The 19013-nt window shown below is 48.1% G+C and carries 18 protein-coding genes; 11 read left to right on the top strand and 7 right to left on the bottom strand.

Annotated features, from left to right (window positions below):
- Positions 1-9 precede the first annotated feature (9 nt).
- The 4 genes from K6Q96_RS03300 to K6Q96_RS03315 all read right to left on the bottom strand — a co-directional run bounded on the left by K6Q96_RS03300 (position 10) and on the right by K6Q96_RS03315 (position 3443).
- Positions 10-288 (bottom strand): hypothetical protein, encoded by a 279-nt coding sequence (locus tag K6Q96_RS03300; RefSeq protein ID WP_251877762.1) that lies wholly within the window; start codon positions 286-288, stop codon positions 10-12.
- A gap of 67 nt (positions 289-355) precedes the next feature.
- Positions 356-589, bottom strand: coding sequence for a DUF2789 domain-containing protein (locus K6Q96_RS03305; protein WP_251877764.1), 234 nt, complete (start codon positions 587-589; stop codon positions 356-358).
- Between the two features lie 1506 nt (positions 590-2095).
- Positions 2096-2404 (bottom strand): DUF3301 domain-containing protein, encoded by a 309-nt coding sequence (locus tag K6Q96_RS03310; RefSeq protein WP_251877766.1) that lies wholly within the window; start codon positions 2402-2404, stop codon positions 2096-2098.
- A 1-nt stretch (position 2405) separates the two neighbouring features.
- Complete coding sequence (locus K6Q96_RS03315; protein WP_251877768.1) at positions 2406-3443, bottom strand: DUF3549 family protein; 1038 nt, start codon at positions 3441-3443, stop codon at positions 2406-2408.
- 230 nt (positions 3444-3673) lie between these two features.
- Here K6Q96_RS03315 and K6Q96_RS03320 point away from each other — a divergent pair, with 230 nt between their 5' ends.
- Positions 3674-3994: a YqcC family protein gene (locus K6Q96_RS03320; protein ID WP_251877770.1), complete on the top strand. Its 321-nt coding sequence runs from the start codon at positions 3674-3676 to the stop codon at positions 3992-3994.
- A gap of 11 nt (positions 3995-4005) precedes the next feature.
- Positions 4006-4737, top strand: a complete 732-nt coding sequence (truC, locus tag K6Q96_RS03325) for a tRNA pseudouridine(65) synthase TruC (RefSeq protein ID WP_251877772.1) — start codon at positions 4006-4008, stop codon at positions 4735-4737.
- Positions 4738-4779: 42 nt separating this feature from the next.
- On the opposite strand, the gene K6Q96_RS03330 is transcribed toward truC, so the two are convergent.
- From K6Q96_RS03330 to map, 3 genes are all read right to left on the bottom strand, one after another.
- Positions 4780-5157 carry a DUF3461 family protein gene (locus K6Q96_RS03330; protein WP_251877774.1) on the bottom strand — a complete coding sequence of 126 codons (378 nt, stop codon included), beginning with the start codon at positions 5155-5157 and terminating at the stop codon, positions 4780-4782.
- 168 nt (positions 5158-5325) lie between these two features.
- A complete protein-coding gene (gene glnD, locus K6Q96_RS03335) occupies positions 5326-7947 on the bottom strand; it encodes a bifunctional uridylyltransferase/uridylyl-removing protein GlnD (protein ID WP_251877776.1) in 2622 nt (873 codons plus the stop codon).
- Between the two features lie 52 nt (positions 7948-7999).
- Positions 8000-8797 (bottom strand): type I methionyl aminopeptidase, encoded by a 798-nt coding sequence (map, locus tag K6Q96_RS03340; protein WP_062667591.1) that lies wholly within the window; start codon positions 8795-8797, stop codon positions 8000-8002.
- Between the two features lie 322 nt (positions 8798-9119).
- Here map and rpsB point away from each other — a divergent pair, with 322 nt between their 5' ends.
- The 9 genes from rpsB (at position 9120) to bamA (ending at position 19009) form a co-directional block, all read left to right on the top strand.
- On the top strand, positions 9120-9848 hold the full coding sequence (rpsB, locus tag K6Q96_RS03345) for a 30S ribosomal protein S2 (RefSeq protein WP_002536376.1): 729 nt from the start codon (positions 9120-9122) through the stop codon (positions 9846-9848).
- 131 nt (positions 9849-9979) lie between these two features.
- Positions 9980-10822 carry a translation elongation factor Ts gene (gene tsf / locus K6Q96_RS03350; RefSeq protein WP_251877778.1) on the top strand — a complete coding sequence of 281 codons (843 nt, stop codon included), beginning with the start codon at positions 9980-9982 and terminating at the stop codon, positions 10820-10822.
- An 86-nt stretch (positions 10823-10908) separates the two neighbouring features.
- Positions 10909-11637, top strand: coding sequence for a UMP kinase (pyrH, locus tag K6Q96_RS03355; RefSeq protein ID WP_062667595.1), 729 nt, complete (start codon positions 10909-10911; stop codon positions 11635-11637).
- A 57-nt stretch (positions 11638-11694) separates the two neighbouring features.
- On the top strand, positions 11695-12252 hold the full coding sequence (frr, locus tag K6Q96_RS03360) for a ribosome recycling factor (protein WP_002536380.1): 558 nt from the start codon (positions 11695-11697) through the stop codon (positions 12250-12252).
- Between the two features lie 75 nt (positions 12253-12327).
- Positions 12328-13098: an undecaprenyl pyrophosphate synthase gene (uppS, locus tag K6Q96_RS03365; protein ID WP_251879577.1), complete on the top strand. Its 771-nt coding sequence runs from the start codon at positions 12328-12330 to the stop codon at positions 13096-13098.
- Between the two features lie 10 nt (positions 13099-13108).
- A complete protein-coding gene (locus K6Q96_RS03370; protein ID WP_251877780.1) occupies positions 13109-13957 on the top strand; it encodes a phosphatidate cytidylyltransferase in 849 nt (282 codons plus the stop codon).
- 66 nt (positions 13958-14023) lie between these two features.
- Positions 14024-15220: a 1-deoxy-D-xylulose-5-phosphate reductoisomerase gene (gene ispC, locus K6Q96_RS03375; protein WP_251877782.1), complete on the top strand. Its 1197-nt coding sequence runs from the start codon at positions 14024-14026 to the stop codon at positions 15218-15220.
- Positions 15217-16572 carry a sigma E protease regulator RseP gene (rseP, locus tag K6Q96_RS03380; protein ID WP_251877784.1) on the top strand — a complete coding sequence of 452 codons (1356 nt, stop codon included), beginning with the start codon at positions 15217-15219 and terminating at the stop codon, positions 16570-16572. Before ispC ends, rseP begins: the two co-directional genes overlap by 4 nt.
- Before the next feature lie 37 nt (positions 16573-16609).
- Positions 16610-19009, top strand: a complete 2400-nt coding sequence (bamA, locus tag K6Q96_RS03385; protein WP_251879579.1) for an outer membrane protein assembly factor BamA — start codon at positions 16610-16612, stop codon at positions 19007-19009.
- Positions 19010-19013 lie beyond the last annotated feature (4 nt).

The following is a 19013-nucleotide window of genomic DNA, read 5'->3' on the forward strand; positions in this document are numbered from 1 at the left end:
TTAACCAATCTAAGGAAGGCGTTGCTCAAGGGCTTCAAGACGTTCTGTCAACGCTTTCACCTCTTCTTCTAAGGCTTTAATACGGGCGTCGGCGTCGTCTTCCTTTTTTACCAGTTCAACTTTTGGCACAGTGCCGCTTTTTTTCCATCGCTGGAGCGCGCTGATGATAAGCGGCATAGGCACCGGACTGGCAAGCCGGCTTTTAATTAACGCGACGGTCGGCTCTTTTCCCTCACTCACTAAAGATTGAATAGCTTGTTCAAGTAAGGGGGTAAAATCAGTACTCATTGTCTCTTCCCTAATGTCAAAATTCGTGGCTTACACGAAGTGGCTGAGGGCAATGAATACCGCAACTTCAGCTCTTACGCAACAAGGTATCAAGGGTGTCAATTTGCTCAACCCAATCAGCGTCCTGCAGTTTAGCTTCCTCGAGAAATTGTTTTTGACTGGCGGACCAAAAGCCAGCAGAGGTTAGGTTTTCGCCAGCTTGCAGGTGATGGTTAGCAATAAAGGTGGTAATCGCCTCGCGATCAGAAGGGAGCCCTAATTGCTGAAACAGGTTTTCTAGATTGTGGTTAAACACTTCCATTAATGTTTTCCTCCGTGGGCCCTAAAGCCTAAGTTATGTTTCGAAAGTATAGAGGCTCGTGTTTAAACCTGTCTCAATCGCTTGTGAGATATCTCTTACAAATTGGTAGGATTATCCTGTTTTCTCACGAGAAAATGTCTTTTTCTTTTCTATTAATATTATTAAAAACAAGGGTTTATTTTTTTCTTTTTGCTGAGAGACTAAAATTGTGACTGCAATCCGGCTTGGGTGGGTTGTTTAGGATGATGGTTCGCGTAATCTTTGCGGTGTCAGAAGGACACTGACACACGGAACAGGAACTAAAGCCACGGAACTTGGCATCTCAGGAAGAGCAGGTGATGCAAGGATTGTGTTACCAGCAAGGAAAGCGGATTAGGAATACGGAAGGAACCGTACAGTAAACAGGACGTTTGCTGGTCAGGAAGACACTTAGGACAACCCGGGATTTGGGGGCTTAAGGAATCACTTCAGGACGAAGTAAAGGACACCCTCAGGATGAGGATGAGAGTCGAGACTGGGAAAGCTCGATGGGTCAAGGTAAGACCGAAGGACACCTCCAGGAAGGAGAGATAAGGATAACGCTGAAGGAATCAGCTACTGATCAAGGATTGATGCAGGGAGCAAATTTCGTAGCCGGATAGCTGCAAGTAAGACCTTAAGGGCGCGACGAAAGTCGCGCCCGTTCTTTTTTGTGCGTTTATAAAATGCCAGACGAGAAAACCTTGCCATGTTCCTACCTCAGAATCTTCTTCTCTTTTCTCTTCTTGTTCGTGACTTTGACTACATCCTGATGACAATCTAGAGATATATACTGATCTTTCTCAATTAACCTTTACAGAACAGCATGTTTATTCCGTGGTGATGACTTACAAGCTTGTGAGAGATCTCTTACAAAGGCGTGGGAATACACTGTTTTAAAGTGAGATTTCCAGAAAGTTCAATTTTTTAATTCTATAAAAAACAAAGAGATAGAGATATCACGCCTGACTCTGTATAAAAGTGTGAGTTTAATCACCTTGGAGTTGGTTGTTTTGGAAATTGGTTCGCGTAATCTTTGCGGTGTCGGAAGGATGCTGACACACGGAACAGGAACTAAAGCCACGGAACTTGGCAGCTCAGGAAGAGCAGGTGATGCAAGGATTGTGTTACCAGCAAGGAAAGCGGATTAGGGACACGGAAGGAACCGTACAGTAAACAGGAAGTTTGCTGGTCAGGAAGACACTTAGGACAACCCGGGATTGGGGGCTTAAGGAATCACTTCAGGACGAAGTAAAGGACACCCTCAGGATGAGGATGAGAGTCGAGACTGGGAAAGCTCGATGGGTCAAGGTGAGACCGAAGGACACCTCCAGGAAGGAGAGATAAGGATAACGCTGAAGGAATCAGCTACTGATCAAGGATTGATGCAGGGAGCAAATTTCGTAGCCGGATAGCTGCAAGTAAGACCTTAAGGGCGCGACGAAAGTCGCGCCCGTTCTTTTTTGTGCGTTTGGAAAACGAAAAAGATTACTCCTCCAACACCGGATACGCTGGCATATAAATCTCTTTGATTCGCATCCCTTTCATCACGGCATAGCCCTGATAGCAATCCAAACCATTCACTGAAAACTCGAAGTAGTAGCGGGTTTGAATATCCAATGGCCCTTTTGGCCAACCAAAGGAATGACTGCCCCGCGCAATTGAAATCAACTGCACGTTAGTTTGCTGGCATCGACGGACGATATAGTTTTTCGCCAGTTCACTCTGCCGACGTTGTTGCCAGAACAAGCTGGCAACGATAGCGATAAGTAATATCCAAAACAGATCTGCCATCATTTTAAGCCTTCACGGATTGCTGGAGCTGCTTCACGGCATCAAGTAAAGCTGACGATGCGGAGCCGTGCAGTAGAGCTAATACCTGTGGACGAAGTGCTGGGATCATCACTAGATCTGCCACCATCTGCTGAAAGAAGGGCTGATCTTTTTGATCAGCAACGGCGACAAGAAAGGCGTCTAACAGCGATTCATTCGATAATGCCTGCCAGCAACGCCCTGCAATCGCAATCAACATTTCGCGATGACGAAGCTCTTCGGTTTCCAGCATACTTTCAACGATACGGCGCACGACGTCCGGTTTCGCACCAGCCAATGCCCGTACATGGGCGGTGAGAAGGAAGAGATCGGTTTCGTCACCAGACAGCATGGTCTGAATTTCTTCTTCAAGGCGATTTGCCAGTGACTCCGGGATATCGCAATGTTCCAGGCAGCCAAGCAGCGCGTATTTAGGTGGCTGTGGCATGTTAGATAAAGCCTTACGCAATAGCGTTAGATTATTGTGTTTGTCCATGCGCGCACAAAGATCGGCGATTCCCTGAAGGCCAACGCCTTGCCACTCTTCCCAGCCAAGCTCGCCGGAGGCGTAATGCTGGGCATGGTCATAATACTGACTGGCAGGCTGGTTCAGCTTAGCGGTGAGGAAAGCATGGAATATGGCTTTCTTGTCATCTTGTGGATTAAAGGTGTAAGGATTGGCAGCAAGCTTTTCCTGTTCTTCTTCCGTCGGTGTTTTATCCAGTGTGGCTCCCATGGCTTGCGCCACATATTGGATGAAATCACCAAGTGCTGCCTGATTGAGAAGGCCACGTTCATCCAAAGGCATTTTTAAAAACCAAATCCAAGGAGCTTGATTTGGTTGCCAGAAAGCGATGCCGATTTGCGCATGTTGCTGCGCAGGGAAAGGGTAGGCAATGCGGTTTTCTTCAATCGCCACAAAATCTTTATTACTGATTGACGTGACACGTCGGCTGAGATCGAATACCAGAAATTCGCAGTTTGCCTGACTCAGTATGGCGTTTAGAGAGAGCGTATTTTCCATGATGACTTCTAATTCGTGTTGCCTTCATTGGCGGAGAGTGAAACTGTGTTGAGTTTACCATTCTCGCGCCTGTTGGTGGCGAGGGATTCGTAACAGCGCTTTTCACTGAATGCTTACTAAACGATGAGAATGTGGATTTCAGATCGTTCGGTATTGATTAATGATATGCTTGCGCCAGTTAGAGATTTCAACCCATTGGACGCAAAAGCGGTTAAAAGAGAGCAATTTCTATGAGCAAACACGAAAAAGTCGGTACCTTGCTGTTGGCACTCAAAGACACGCTAGCAGCGCATGGTCATTGGCAAAGTGAGCCTCCCTCGAGCGAGGCTCTCTCAAGTGTCCAGCCTTTCGCGGTTGATACTTTGAGTTGTGCTGAATGGCTGCAATGGATTTTTATCCCCAAAATGGCGTTCCTGTTGCAACAAGGCCAGCCTTTGCCTGAGTCATTCTCTATCGCTCCTTATGTGGAGGAAGCCATGCGTGGTCAGGAAGGGCATGCTGACATTACTCGTGTTTCGATGGACATTGATGCTCTGTTTACACCGCAATAACTGCTTTTAAGATGCAAACTGAACTAGAAATAATTTATCGCGATGAGTGGCTGATCGCCGTCAACAAGCCTTCAGGTATGTTGGTACATCGCTCTTGGCTCGACAAAGGCGAAACCCGCTTTGTCATGCAAACCCTGCGGGACCAAATTGGTCAGCATGTTTTTCCACTTCACCGATTGGACCGCCCAACCTCTGGTGTTTTACTTTTCGCGCTGTCCTCCGATATAGCTTCACAAATGATGCCAAAGTTTGCCGGGCGCGATATTCACAAAACCTATCATGCGGTTGTTCGTGGCTGGATCAAAGAGGGCGCAACACTGGATTATCCGCTCAAAGAAGAACTGGATAAGGTGGCTGACAAATTCTCCAATGCTGAGCCTGAAGCCAAAGAGGCGCTGACTGAGTACCAACCGGTTGCTCATGCCGAATTACCGATCCCTATGGGGCGCTACCAAAGCTGCCGTTACACGCTGGTGGAAATGAAACCGCATACCGGACGCAAGCATCAGCTACGCCGTCATATGCACCACTTGAGTCATCATATTGTGGGTGATGTAAATCATGGTGATGGCAGGCACAATCGCCTGTTTCGTCAGGAATTTGAATGTCACCAACTGTTGCTTCATGCGTCACGCACGGAATTTCGGCATCCGGTAACGGGCGAAAACCTGGTAATTGAGGCCAATGTAGATGATGTTTGGCGACGGGTATTGGAAGGCTTGGGCTGGGGCAAAGTGTTCTGAGGAAGAGCGGGTCTCAGGATCCCAGATCCTGAGACCTTTTTTCTATAGTTTTTCCAGATCGGCTTCGATCTCTGCGATCTTGCTGGCAACCACTTTTTCCAGATGGCGAAGGTCACGAAGGATCTTCTTCTTGGTGTCTTGCTCGCTTTGTTCTTGGCGAACGATCTTATCCAGCTCATCAACCACCAATGACAAGCTGCGGTTGATCTCTGTGACTTCGCGGAAGCGACCGCTACCACTGTCGACGACGACATTCTTGCGTTGGCGTGGGTATTTGAACTTCACACTTTTAGCAAACAATTCACCTTTAGCTTTGTGAAAGTAAATCTTCAGCGTGTCTGAATTAGCTTCCTGACGCAGGGTGTAACGTTCGATGTTCTCTGGATTTTCGATACCGATGTTTTGCAGGTTCTGATACATAAACTACCCCTCTATTTCGTCAGATCAGACTACAGTTTCAATCACTTACTGCTCACTTTAGCAGCATCCTTTCTCTAGCCCCAACTACCGATATGATCAATGTCTGAGACTTGTGGTCAAGATCGCCCAACATGCTGACTGAGCGAAATTATCTAGTTTTTTATTCCATTAACTCGCGTCATTTAAGGCATCAAATAATGCCTCTCTGAGCGTTTTCTGGACTTCATCTGATAAGGCCTGTCGTTCACCGTCAGTGACGATGAAAAAGTCTTCAGCACGTTCACCAATGGTGGTGATTTTTGCAGCCTGCAAGGAAACGCCTTCGCGGGCAAATACCGCTCCCACCCGTGCCAATAATCCTGGAGTATCCAGCGCGACCAACTCAAGTAATGTGCGACGTCCTGTGCGGGTTGGGAGGAAAGAGACCTGTGTTTTCACATTAAAGGCCATCAGCTTACGTGAAGCACGTTTGACCGGAATGGTAATCGGCCCGTCCTGAATGAGCGCCAGTGTGACACCTTCGCGGATTTTTTCATGGCGATCGGATTGTATGGCTTCGTTGTGTGAGTCCAGCACCATGAAAGTATCCAGCGCAAAACCATCTTTACTGGTCATGATCTGCGCATCGTGAACGCTGAGGTTTTTCTTATCAAGTGCGGCCACCACTCGGGCAAACAGGCTTGGTCTGTCCTTGCTATAAACGAAAATCTCTGTACCGCCGCGGGTGGCATTCTTGCTCACCAGCACTAAAGGTTCATCACCTTCGTGGCTGAGGATATACTCGCTGTGCCAGGCAATTTGTTTGTGGGTATGGCGCAAGAAGTAATCTGCTTTAAAACGTTGCCAAAGTAGTTCAATTTCGCGTGGCGTGTGTCCGTTTTTCCGCAGTAGCGCCGATGCGAGATGTTGGTTGTGACGAATGCGTTCACGGATGTCTGGCGGATTTTCCAATCCGCGGCGCAGCGCTTTCTGGGTGGAGTAGTACAGCTCCGCTAAAAGAGTGCGCTTCCAACTATTCCAAAGCTCTGGGTTGGTGGCGTTGATGTCGGCCACCGTCAGACAAATCAGGTAGTCGAGACGCTCTTCATCACGTACCTTTTGCGCAAATTCGGTGATAACTTCCGGATCATAAATATCACGGCGTTGAGCGGTAACAGACATCAGGAGGTGGTTACCGACCAGCCAGCTGACAAGGTTCGCCTCTGGACGAGAGAATCCGTGGTCAATACAGAAAGTATATGCTTCTCCTGCACCAATCTCTGAGTGGTCGCCACCGCGGCCTTTACCGATGTCATGGAAAATCGCTGCGAGCAGCAAAAGCTCAGGCTTGGCGAGGCGAGGGTATACGTCGCAACATATAGGATGTTTCTCGCGGTTTTCCTCGTAGCTATAGCCATTGATGTGCTTGAGCAGACGGATGGTGTGTTCGTCCACGGTGTAGGCGTGAAAGAGGTCAAATTGCATTTGGCCGACAATCTGACTCCATTGTGGTAAATACGCAGATAACACGCCGTGTTTGTGCATCAAGGGAAAGGCTTTGTGTAGCGCATTTGGGTGCCGGGTCAGCGAAATGAATTTCTCTTTCGCTTCTGGCACGTCGCACAGAAAACGGTTCAAACGACGGCGAGCGGTGCGAAGCTGTCTGAGTGTCGGTGCTGAAATCGATTCAATCGACTTGTCATTGGCAATGTGTAGGAACATATCAATGATGGTGTCAGGACGTGCCTGGAACAATGCAGGCTTGCGCGCTTCAATCTGACGGCCATGACGTTGGAAGTCATCGCTCAACACTTCAATGGTTTTACTGTCGGGCTCGTTTTCAATTGCCTGTGCAAACAGACGGATCAGCATTTTATTGAGCTCAGAGACTCTTCCCAATGTGCGGTAGAAGTCTTTCATCATTAGCTCGATGCCACGGTTTCCTTCACCTTGGTAACCGAGAGTTTCAGCAACAGATGGCTGATGAGCGAAAGTCAGGCGGTTATCGTAGCGACGAAGCTCAAGGTGAAGGGCGAAGCGGATGCGCCAAAGCATGGTCTGACATTCATCCAGTTCCCGGAATTCAGCATCGGTTAGAAAACCGTACTTACTCATTTCACGCAGGCTGGTGGCACCGAAGTGACGGCGGGCAATCCAGCTTAAGGTGTGAATATCACGAAGGCCACCTGGACTCGATTTGATGTCTGGCTCCAGATTGTAGGCTGTGTCGTGGTATCGAGCATGACGTTCTTTTTGCTCTTTGACTTTGGCTTTGAAAAACCTTTCACTCGGCCAGAATTGCTCTGAATGAATACGGTTTTTCAGTTCATGGAAGATTCTCTCACTGCCACATAATAAACGGGCTTCTTGCAGGTTGGTGGCAACAGTCAAATCGTCTAGCCCTACATCCATACACTCAGAAAGGGTGCGTACAGAATGGCCGACTTCCAGTTTTAAATCCCATAGCAGAGTAACGAATTCACTAAGGCGCGCTTGATAGCTTTTATCTACGCCATTTTCAGAGAGAATCAAAAGGTCGATATCAGAAAGAGGGTGAAGCTCTCTGCGTCCGTAACCGCCAACGGCAATCAGTGATAGGTTTGGATGATGGTGGAATTCAAAATGTTGCCACAGCCTTTCGAGTACGGCATCAATGTAATCAGAGCGCTGGTATACCAAATCTGTCACAGATGCTCGGTCGAGAAACTCTGTCTTCTGTTGGTCGGCAAACAGTGCTAGCTGATTTTTGAGCTCGGTTAGATTGAGCTGCTCAGCAGTCAGTTCATTGGGCGAGAGCAAAACGTCGTTCATTGTCTTCCTTGATAAAAAAAGTCGGCACATTGGCCGACTCTTATTTTTCATATTATGCGTTGTTAAGAATGCGTGGCAGTTTTTCCTCACTGCGCAAGGTCAGGATTTCACAACCCGTCTCTGTCACCAAAATGGTGTGTTCCCATTGCGCCGATTTCTTGCCATCAACGGTGTATACCGTCCAGCCGTCGTCGTCGTCCAATAGTGTGCCAAATTTGCCCGCATTGATCATTGGCTCAATGGTAAAGCACATACCCGCTTTGATGACGGTACGGTCACTGTTCTTGTAATGCACCACTTGTGGCTCTTCATGAAACTCAGCACCAATACCGTGGCCGCAGTAGTCTTTTACGATTGAGTAGCGGCGAGGGCGGCTTTTAATGAACTTTTGGATTTCAGTCCCGATGTCACCAATGCGCGCACCAGGTTTCACTTTTTTCAGTGCTTGGTAAAGGCTTTCCTGAGCAGCGTGGCAAAGTGCTTTGTCTTCTGCAGAAACGTCACCCACCAGGAACATCTTAGAAGTGTCGCCATGGTAACCGTCTTTAATAACAGTGATGTCGATATTGATGACATCGCCATCTTTCAACACGTCAGTCTTGTTCGGGATGCCGTGACAAACAACGTGGTTGATTGATGTACAGATTGACTTTGGAAAGCCATGGTAGTTGAGCGGTGCTGGGATCGCTTGCTGTGTCTCTGTGATGTATTTGTGGCAAATATCATCCAGTTCTTCAGTCGTCACACCCGCTTTCACGTGCGGTTCGATCATCTCAAGCACTTCTGCCGCAAGGCGACCGGCCTCACGCATTTTTTCGATTTCTTCAGCCGATTTAATAGTGGCGCTCATTGCTTTCTCTCAGTTGGCTCCCTTATGTGATACATCAAGGGAGGAATTGACTGCTATTACTACATATTATCAATCGCATCGCCATGTGGAAACCTTACCCGGCGACTCACTGACTTTTTTATGCTGGATTCTAAGGCACTTTTTATGGTATAAAGCGCGCCGAAATACGCCTTAATGGTTAATCGGGTCCTCCGGTTCTGTTTGGGGGGTTTCGACAAACACTTATTTTTTAACACACACACATATCGGCACATGCTCCGGGGTGCCCTTTGCGGGTCGGACGTATGGGATATGTGGAGGCCTAACCCCAAGAGGAATTAAAATGGCTACTGTTTCAATGCGCGACATGCTGAAAGCTGGTGTTCACTTCGGTCACCAGACTCGTTACTGGAACCCTAAGATGAAGCCGTTCATCTTCGGTGCACGTAACAAGGTTCACATCATCAACCTAGAAAAAACTGTACCAATGTTCAACGACGTACTCGCTGAGCTGACCAAAGTTGGTGAGCGTAAGGGTAAAGTACTGTTCGTTGGTACTAAGCGTGCCGCTAGCGAATCTGTTAAAGCAGCAGCAGAAAGCTGTGATCAGTACTACGTGAACAACCGTTGGTTGGGCGGTATGCTGACTAACTGGAAAACTGTTCGCCAGTCAATCAAACGTCTGAAAGATCTGGAAACTCAGTCAACTGACGGTACTTTCGAGAAGCTGACTAAGAAAGAAGCTCTGATGCGCACCCGTGAAATGGAGAAACTTGAGAAGTCTCTGGGTGGTATCAAAAACATGGGCGGTCTGCCAGACGCACTGTTCGTCATCGACGCTGATCACGAGCACATTGCTATTAAAGAAGCAAACAACCTGGGTATCCCAGTGTACGCGGTAGTTGATACCAACTCTGACCCAGACGGCGTTGACTTCGTTATCCCAGGTAACGACGACGCGATTCGCGCAGTTCAACTGTACCTGAACGCTGCAGCTCAGTCATATACTGAAGGCCGTAGCCAGGACATCGTAGCTCAAGCAGAAGACGAGCTGGTTGAAGTCGCTGAATAAGACACTTGCTCCTTGTGAGCGTTCTTAGCCATCAGACTGTCACAGACAGCACTGTAAGCTAAGTAGGTTAGCAGGGGCCAATTATGGGCCCCTGATTTTTACCCAAATAGTTTCGAATCGAGGAATGAACAATGGCTGTTACCGCTGCCCTGGTAAAAGAACTGCGCGACCGCACTGGCGCAGGCATGATGGAATGTAAAAAAGCGCTGGTAGAAACTAACGGCGACATCGAGCTGGCGATTGAAAACATGCGTAAGTCAGGCGCTGCAAAAGCTGCTAAGAAAGCAGGTAACGTAGCTGCTGAAGGCGCAATCATCATCAAAGAAGTTGATGGTGTTTCTGCTCTGGTTGAAGTTAACTGTCAGACTGACTTTGTTGCTAAAGACGGCAACTTCGCTGCTTTCGCAAACGCAGTTGCTGATGAAGCAGCGGCGACTAAAGTAACCGTAGAAGAGCTGCAAGCGAAGTTCGAAGACGATCGCGTAGCTCTGGTTGCTAAAATCGGTGAAAACATCTCTATCCGTCGCGTAGCTTACGTTGAAGGTTCAGCGATGGCTTCTTACCGTCACGGTGAGCGCATCGGTGTTGTTGTTGCTGGTGAAGGCGACGCAGAAACTCTGAAGCACATCGCAATGCACGTTGCTGCATCACGTCCAGAGTACGTAACTCCTGACGACGTACCAGCTGACGTAGTTGCTAAAGAGCGCGAAGTTCAAGTAGAAATCGCGATGAACGAAGGCAAGCCAAAAGAAATCGCAGAGAAAATGGTTGAAGGCCGCATGAAGAAATTCACCGGCGAAGTTTCTCTGACTGGTCAACCTTTCATCATGGAACCTAAGAAATCTGTAGGCGACATCCTGAAAGAGAAAGGCGCTTCTGTTTCTACTTTCATCCGCCTGGAAGTGGGTGAAGGTATCGAGAAAGCAGCTGGCATGAGCTTCGCAGAAGAAGTTGCTGCCGCTCAGAAAGGTTAATACCTCTTTGAGACCCAAAAGACCGCAGAATCCTGCGGTCTTTTCACAATCCCATCCGTAGAAGTTAGTGCCTAAAGGTAGTGAGAATGACTACAAACCCAAAACCAGCTTATCAACGAATTTTACTTAAATTGAGTGGCGAAGCGCTGCAAGGTAAAGAAGGCTTCGGTATCGATCCGGCTGTGCTAGACCGTATGGCACAAGAAATCAAAGAACTGGTTGAACTTGGAGTACAAGTTGGCTTGGTTATCGGTGGTGGTAACCTGTTCCGTGGTGCAGGCCTTGCAGAAGCGGGTATGAACCGGGTTGTGGGCGACCACATGGGTATGTTGGCGACTGTGATGAACGGTCTGGCTATGCGTGATGCACTGCACCGTGCCTATGTGAACGCGCGGGTGATGTCTGCTATCCCTCTGAACGGTGTGTGTGACAGCTACAACTGGGCGGAAGCTATCAGTCAACTTCGAAACGGCCGTGTGGTGATTTTCTCAGCAGGTACTGGTAACCCATTCTTCACCACAGATTCAGCAGCGTGTCTGCGTGGCATTGAAATCGAATCTGACGTTGTGATTAAAGCAACGAAAGTAGATGGCGTTTACACTGACGACCCAGCGAAAAACCCGGATGCAGAACTATACAGCCACTTGGTTTACCAAGACGTGCTGGAAAAAGAATTGAAAGTGATGGATTTGGCTGCCTTCACTCTGGCTCGCGATCACAAGATGCCGATTCGTGTTTTCAACATGAATAAGCCCGGCGCACTGCGTCGAGTTGTGATGGGTGAGCAAGAAGGCACACTAATTGATAACGGTTAATCAATTTTAGTGGCATAATCTCCGTCGTTAGAAAAAAGAATCTTCAAGGATATTCTCGTGATCAATGAAATTAACGCAGATGCGAAAGAGCGCATGCAGAAAAGCGTTGAAGCGCTGAAGAACACTCTATCTAAAATTCGCACTGGTCGTGCGCATCCAGCACTGCTTGATGGCCTGTCTGTCGATTACTACGGCTCTGCAACTCCATTGAAGCAATTGGCTTCAATTGTTGCTGAAGATGCGCGTACTCTGGCTATCACTGTTTTCGATAAGTCTGTTACCCAAGCTATCGAAAAGGCGATCATGACTTCAGACCTGGGTCTGAACCCAATGTCTGCAGGTACCGTTATTCGCGTTCCGTTGCCACCCCTGACCGAAGAGCGTCGTCGCGACCTGGTTAAGATTGTTCGTGGTGAAGCTGAAGGTGGTCGTGTTGCAGTGCGCAACATCCGTCGTGATGCGAACAGCGATCTGAAAGGCTTGCTGAAAGAAAAAGAAATTTCTGAAGACGAAGAACGTCGTGGTCAGGACGATATCCAGAAACTGACTGATGCGGCTGTTAAAGAAATTGACACAATTCTTGAAGCCAAAGAAAAAGAGTTGATGGAAGTTTAATTCCGGCTACACTCTGATTCCATTGCCGAAGCGCTGTGCTAGCAGTACAGCGCTTTTTATTTGCGAAGGATAATGATGAGCTCCCAATCTTTCCATCAAGAAATCGATCCCAGCCTACTTCCAAAACACATTGCCGTCATCATGGACGGAAATGGCCGTTGGGCCAAAGCACGTGGCAAAGCCCGTATGTTTGGTCACAAAGCCGGCGTTGATGCTGTGCGTAAAACTGTCTCTACTGCTAATCGCCTAGGTGTTCAGGTGCTTACTCTGTTTGCATTCAGCAGTGAAAACTGGCGTCGTCCAGAGGAAGAAGTCAGCCTGTTGATGGAGCTTTTTGTCACTGTACTGGGACGTGAAGTGAAACGTCTTCACAAAAATGGTGTAAAGCTCAAGGTAATTGGCGATACCACGCGCTTTAGTCAGTCGTTGCAAGATAAAATCGCTGCGGCGGAAGCCTTAACGGCGAACAACACCGGTTTGGTGTTAAACGTGGCTGCCAACTATGGCGGTCAGTGGGATATTATGCAGGCCGTGAAAAAGCTTGCTGCTCAGGTAGAGCGTGGCGACATTCCTGCTGAACAACTCACTGAAGGTGATCTTCAGGTGCATTTATCCTCTTCTGGTTTGCCAGATGTAGATTTGATGATCCGCACCAGCGGCGAATGCCGCATTAGCAACTTTATGCTGTGGCAAGCGGCCTACGCTGAGTTGTATTTCACCGAACAATTCTGGCCTGATTTCGACGAGACAAGTCTCACAGAAGCTATTGCTTGGTTTATTAACCGAGAGCGCCGATTTGGGTGCACCGGTGAGCAAATCAAGGCCATGTTACAAGTAGAAAAATAGAGGGTTTCGTTTGCTGAAACAACGTGTCTTAACGGCACTAGTACTGGCACCGCTTGTTATCGCTGGTATTTTCTTTTTGCCGTTACAACTTTTCGTGATTGCCGTGGCAGGTGTCACTCTACTTGGCCACTGGGAGTGGACCAAGTTTGTGGCTTCCTCGTCCCGTTTTAGTGCATTTATTTTCCCTGCAATCATTCTTGTGGGTTCGCTGTTTGCGTTACCTGTGACTCTAGATGGACTGCAACTGACCTCCACAAGTGGAAGTGTGTTGGCGATTGCAGGTGCATTGTGGTGGTTGGCAGCCACTGTGATGGTGCTGCGCTATCCAAGAGGAACAGGTTGGTGGGGTGACAGCAACGCGATACAGCAAGGGTTTGGCGTACTGACGCTGCTCCCATTCCTTTGGAGTGTGATTCTTCTGCGTGCCTATCACTTCGATGTTTCCCCTTACCTTGGCGCTAAGATGGTGCTGTTGGTTTGTTTGTTGGTTTGGTCTGCTGATACCGGTGCGTATTTTGCGGGTAAGACTTTCGGCAAGCGCAAAATGGCACCATCTGTCAGCCCAAACAAAACCGTTGAAGGTTTAATTGGTGGGCTAGTTGCTGCTGTCGCTGTCACCTTAGCGGTAGCTCAGTATTTCTCTATTCCTTTCTCTTCTTTGACAATGTTAGGCGTTGTCGCTCTGGTCACCTCCTTCGCGTCAGTACTGGGAGATTTAGCGGAAAGCATGTTTAAGCGTGTCGCGGGTGTGAAAGACAGTGGCAGTATTCTGCCTGGACATGGCGGTATACTGGATAGAATTGATAGTCTGACAGCCGCATTCCCAGTTTTCACCGTATTGTATTTCTGGCTTGCGTAATAGACTCACCGGCGTTTCGCCGGTGAGTTTTATTCAGGCTTTATGGAACAAATATTAGAGTTTCCTATGCGTAAGATAACGATTCTTGGTGCAACTGGTTCGATTGGCACCAGCACGCTCTCTGTGATTGAAAAGAATCCTCACGCCTACGAGGTTTTCGCACTTGCTGCGAATGCTAACGTCAATGAAATGCTTCTTTTGTGTTTGAAGTGGCGTCCAAAATTTGCAGCTATGGCGAATGCTGATGCGGCAGTAAGTTTACGTCTTGCTCTGAAAAATCAAGGCTGCTCAACAAAAGTGCTCTGCGGCGTTGAGGGACTCTCTGCGATTTCTGAGCACACAGATGTTGATACGGTAATGGCAGCAGTGGTCGGCGCTGCGGGTCTCATTCCGACTATGGCGGCCGTGAAAGCCGGAAAGCGCGTTTTGTTGGCAAATAAAGAAGCACTGGTGATGTCAGGGCAGTTCTTTATCGATGCAGTTCACCAGTATGGTGCGGAGCTTCTGCCAGTCGACAGTGAACACAATGCGATTTTTCAGTGTCTTCCTGCAAGCATTCAGTCCCGCCCAGGTATATGCGATCTCGAATCAGAAGGTGTCAGTAAAATTCTTCTTACGGGCTCTGGTGGTCCTTTCCGCTATACGGACTTAGAACTTCTAGAGCGTGTGACACCTGCTCAGGCAATTGCGCATCCAAACTGGTCGATGGGGCCTAAAATCTCCGTCGACTCGGCCACCATGATGAACAAAGGTCTTGAATACATTGAGGCGCGTTGGTTGTTTAACGCAGGTCGTGAGCAGTTGGATGTTATTATCCATCCCCAGTCAGTGATTCATTCAATGGTGCAATACCGAGATGGCTCAGTGCTGGCGCAAATGGGTTTGCCTGACATGTGTACACCTATCGCTTACGCAATGGCTTATCCTGACCGCATTGAATCGGGTGTGAAGCCTTTGGATTTCGGTGAAGTGGGTGAATTCACTTTCCTTAAACCCGATTTCCAACGTTACCCGTGCTTGAAGTTGGCCATTGACGCTTGCTACGTGGGACAAGCCGCTACCACCACATTAAATGCGGCTAATGAAGTGGCTGTTGATGCTTTCTTGCAGGGGCAAATCGGCTTTATGCAGATTGCTGAGGTAAATGATGCTGTGCTACAACAAGCCGAGCTGTCGGAACCTTCCTGCATTCAAAGCCTCTTAGAAGTAGATGACATGGCACGTGTCATGGCTCAGAAAAGGATCATGGAGTTAACACAATGAGCGCCATTCTTTGGAACCTACTGTTTTTCCTCATTGCTCTCGGTATTTTGATAGCGGTGCATGAATACGGTCACTTTTGGGTTGCGCGTAAGTGCGGTGTGAAAGTTCAACGGTTCTCTATTGGCTTTGGTAAGTCTATTTGGAAGAAAGTAGGCAAGGACGGTACCGAATATACACTCGCTATGATTCCTCTTGGTGGCTACGTCAAGATGCTCGACGAGCGTGTGGATGAAGTGCCTGAGTCACAAAAAGAGCAAGCGTTTAATAATCGTCCGCTTTGGCAACGCAGCGCGATTGTTGCTGCAGGCCCAGTGGCTAACTTTCTGTTTGCAATTGTGGCGTATTGGTTGGTGATGATCATTGGTGTGCCAGCGGTAAAACCGATTATTGGTGATGTCGCTCCCCAATCTATTGCCGCACAAGCGGGCATAGAGCCTGGGATGGAACTAACTGAGATCTCTGGCATCAAAACGCCAGATTGGGAATCAGTTAATTTCCAGTTGATCGCCCATATTGGTGACAGTGACATGACAGTGGCAGTCAAGCCAGATGAAAACGCAGCATATGCCGTTGAGAAAAATCTGGATTTGGTAGCCTGGTCTTTTGACCCTGAATCACAGTCAGCATTGCGCACCCTTGGAATGACACCTTACCGCCCTGAAATTACAAACGTGATTGCGAATGTGGTTGAAGGCAGCGCTGCTGAAAAAGCGGGGCTTCTCGTCAACGATGAATTGGTGTCTCTTGGGGGCAGCGCGGTAACCGATTGGACCGAAGTGGTTGAGACCATTCGTGCGAACCCTGAACAGGCATTACCCTTGGTTGTTGAACGTGATGGTACAGCAGTATCTTTGATGTTAACACCAGATGCGAATGTGCAGGATGGAAAGGCAATAGGCTATGCAGGCTTTGCCCCAGAGGTGGAGCCTTGGCCTGAGTCGCATCAACTGACGCTTCAATACGGCCCTTTGGATGCCATTCCGGCGGCCTTAGATAAAACCTGGCAGGTGGTGTCGCTCACCGCAGGTATGATCAAAAAACTGTTCACAGGTGACGTGGCAGTAAAGAATTTGAGTGGACCTATCTCAATTGCAAAAGGTGCAGGGATGACCGCAGACTTCGGTCTGGTATACTTTCTCGGCTTTCTCGCACTAATCAGCGTTAATTTAGGCATTATTAACCTGTTACCGTTACCGGTTCTTGATGGCGGACACCTGTTGTTTTTTGGTATTGAAGCCGTGACACGTCGCCCCGTCTCTGAACGAGTGCAGGATATGGGATATCGGGTAGGTACAGCAATCATTATGACTTTGATGGCTGTAGCGATATTTAACGATTTCGCCCGACTATAAACATTCAGCGTTTAGCAAGGAAATGTCAGAGCAAGCAATGGCGATGAAAAAACTTCTATTAGCCTCTCTTCTATTCTCAAGTTCTGTCACGGCCGATGAGTTCGTGGTAGAAGATATTCGTTTTGAGGGGCTTCAACGTGTCAGCCTCGGTGCTGCATTGCTCGCAATGCCGGTACGTGTTGGCGATAACATCGATGAAGGCGATGTTTCTGGGATCATTAAATCCCTGTTCTCAACAGGTAATTTCGAAAACGTGCGCGTTTTTCGTGATGATGATGACTTACTAGTTAAAGTTATCGAACGTCCAACCATTGCCAGCGTCTCTTTTTCAGGCAACAAAGCCATCAAAGAAGAGCAATTGGAAGAGAATCTCTCCGCTTCCGGATTGCGTGTTGGTGAGTCACTGGATCGCACCAAGCTATCCAACATCGAAAAAGGGTTGGAAGACTTCTACTACAGTGTGGGTAAATACAATGCTGTAGTGGATACGGTGATTACCCCGCTTCCACGAAACCGAGCGGACGTAAAGTTTGTCTTCACTGAAGGCGTTTCTGCAAAAATTCAGCAGATTAACTTTATCGGAAACAAAGTATTTTCTGATGAAGAGCTGAAGGGTAACTTCGAGTTGCGAGCTGACGTACCATGGTGGAACTTCTTAGCGAATGAGCAGTACCAGAAGCAAGCGTTGGCAGGTGACTTGGAAAACCTGCGTTCATTTTATCTCAACCGTGGTTACCTGAAATTCCGCGTTGAGTCAGCCAACGTTTCTATTTCTCCTGATAAAAAAGGCGTTTACATCACGCTGAACATCAATGAAGGTGAACCTTACACAGTTTCTGATGTGAGCTTCCGTGGTGGTAAAGAAACCGCAAGCTTTGCGGCTTTGGTGCCTTTCGAGGACGGTGAGACGTACAGCGGCCAGAAAGTGACACGCCTTGAGGATGAAATTAAGCGCAAGCTCGGTGAACAAGGCTATGCCTATCCTCAGGTTTCTACTATTCCAGAGTTTGATGACGAAGCGAAGACCGTTGCTCTGAACGTCAACGTTGAGCCAGGTAAGCGTATCTATGTCCGCAACATCAAATTCTCTGGTAACCAAATCACTAAAGACGAAGTGCTGCGCCGTGAAATGCGACAGATGGAAGGTTCTTGGCTGAATTCAAAATCGGTTGAAACCAGTAAAGATCGTCTGAACCGTCTGGGCTTCTTCGAGACGGTAGACGTAAGAACCACTCGTGTGCCTGGCACAGACGACCAGGTCGATGTCGAATATGTGGTCAAAGAGACCAACTCTGGCAGCGTGAACTTTGGCATCGGCTATGGTACTGAGTCAGGGATCAGTTTCCAGGCTGGTCTTCAGCAAGATAACTTTGCTGGTAGCGGCAACCGCTTTGGTATCAATGCAATGATCAATGATTACCAAAAAAACCTGACGCTGGATTACCGTGACCCTTACTTTACCTTGGACGGTATCAGTCTCGGTGGTCGTATTTTTTATAACGAGTTTGAAGCATCTGACGCAAACATCGTTGACTACACCGACAAAAGCTACGGCACCAGTCTGACCTGGGGTTTCCCATTTGATGAAATCAACTACTTTGACTTCTCCGTGGGCTACACACACCGTCAGATTGAAAATCTTGGTGGATACTACCAGATTCAAAAATTCCTCGATTCAATGGGCGACAGCGTGACTGACGATGGCGGACTTGTGGTCGATGATTTTGACTGGTCGGTGAGTTGGACGCGAAATAATCTCAACCGTGGCTTCTTCCCGACAGCAGGGAATTATCAACGTGCATCATTCCGTATGACAGTGCCAGGCTCTGATGCCCAGTACTTCAAAGCGCAATACGATGTTCGTCAGTACTTCCCACTGGATGATGATCATAACTTCTCCTTCCTGATGCGTGGTCGGTTAGGCTACGGCAATGGTTATGGCAGCAATGACGAAAATGACTACCTGCTTCCGTTCTATGAAAACTTCTACGCAGGTGGTTACTCAACGCTACGTGGTTTCCGTTCGAATACGGCGGGTCCAAAAGCAGTATATGACCAGGGGGCAGGTAATAACCCAGCACTTGTGGGTAGTAATGATTCAGTCGGTGGTAATGCCATTGCATTGGCCAGTGCTGAACTTATCTTCCCTATGCCGTTTGTTTCTGCTGAAGCGAGAAACACCATCCGGACCAGTGTGTTTGTTGATGCGGCATCTGTATGGGACACCGAGTACGACCTTAATGACGCTCGCGTGATTAGTGGTCAGGAATACATTTACGATTACAGCGATCCATCGAACTACCGGGCATCGTATGGTGCGGCGATTCAATGGCGTTCCCCAATGGGACCGCTGGTATTCTCGCTGGCAAAACCAATCAAAAAATACGAGGGTGATGACGAAGAGTTCTTCACCTTTACTATTGGCCGTACGTTCTGATTTC

Source organism: Grimontia kaedaensis (genome assembly GCF_023746615.1).
GTDB classification, from domain to species: Bacteria; Pseudomonadota; Gammaproteobacteria; order Enterobacterales; family Vibrionaceae; genus Enterovibrio; species Enterovibrio kaedaensis.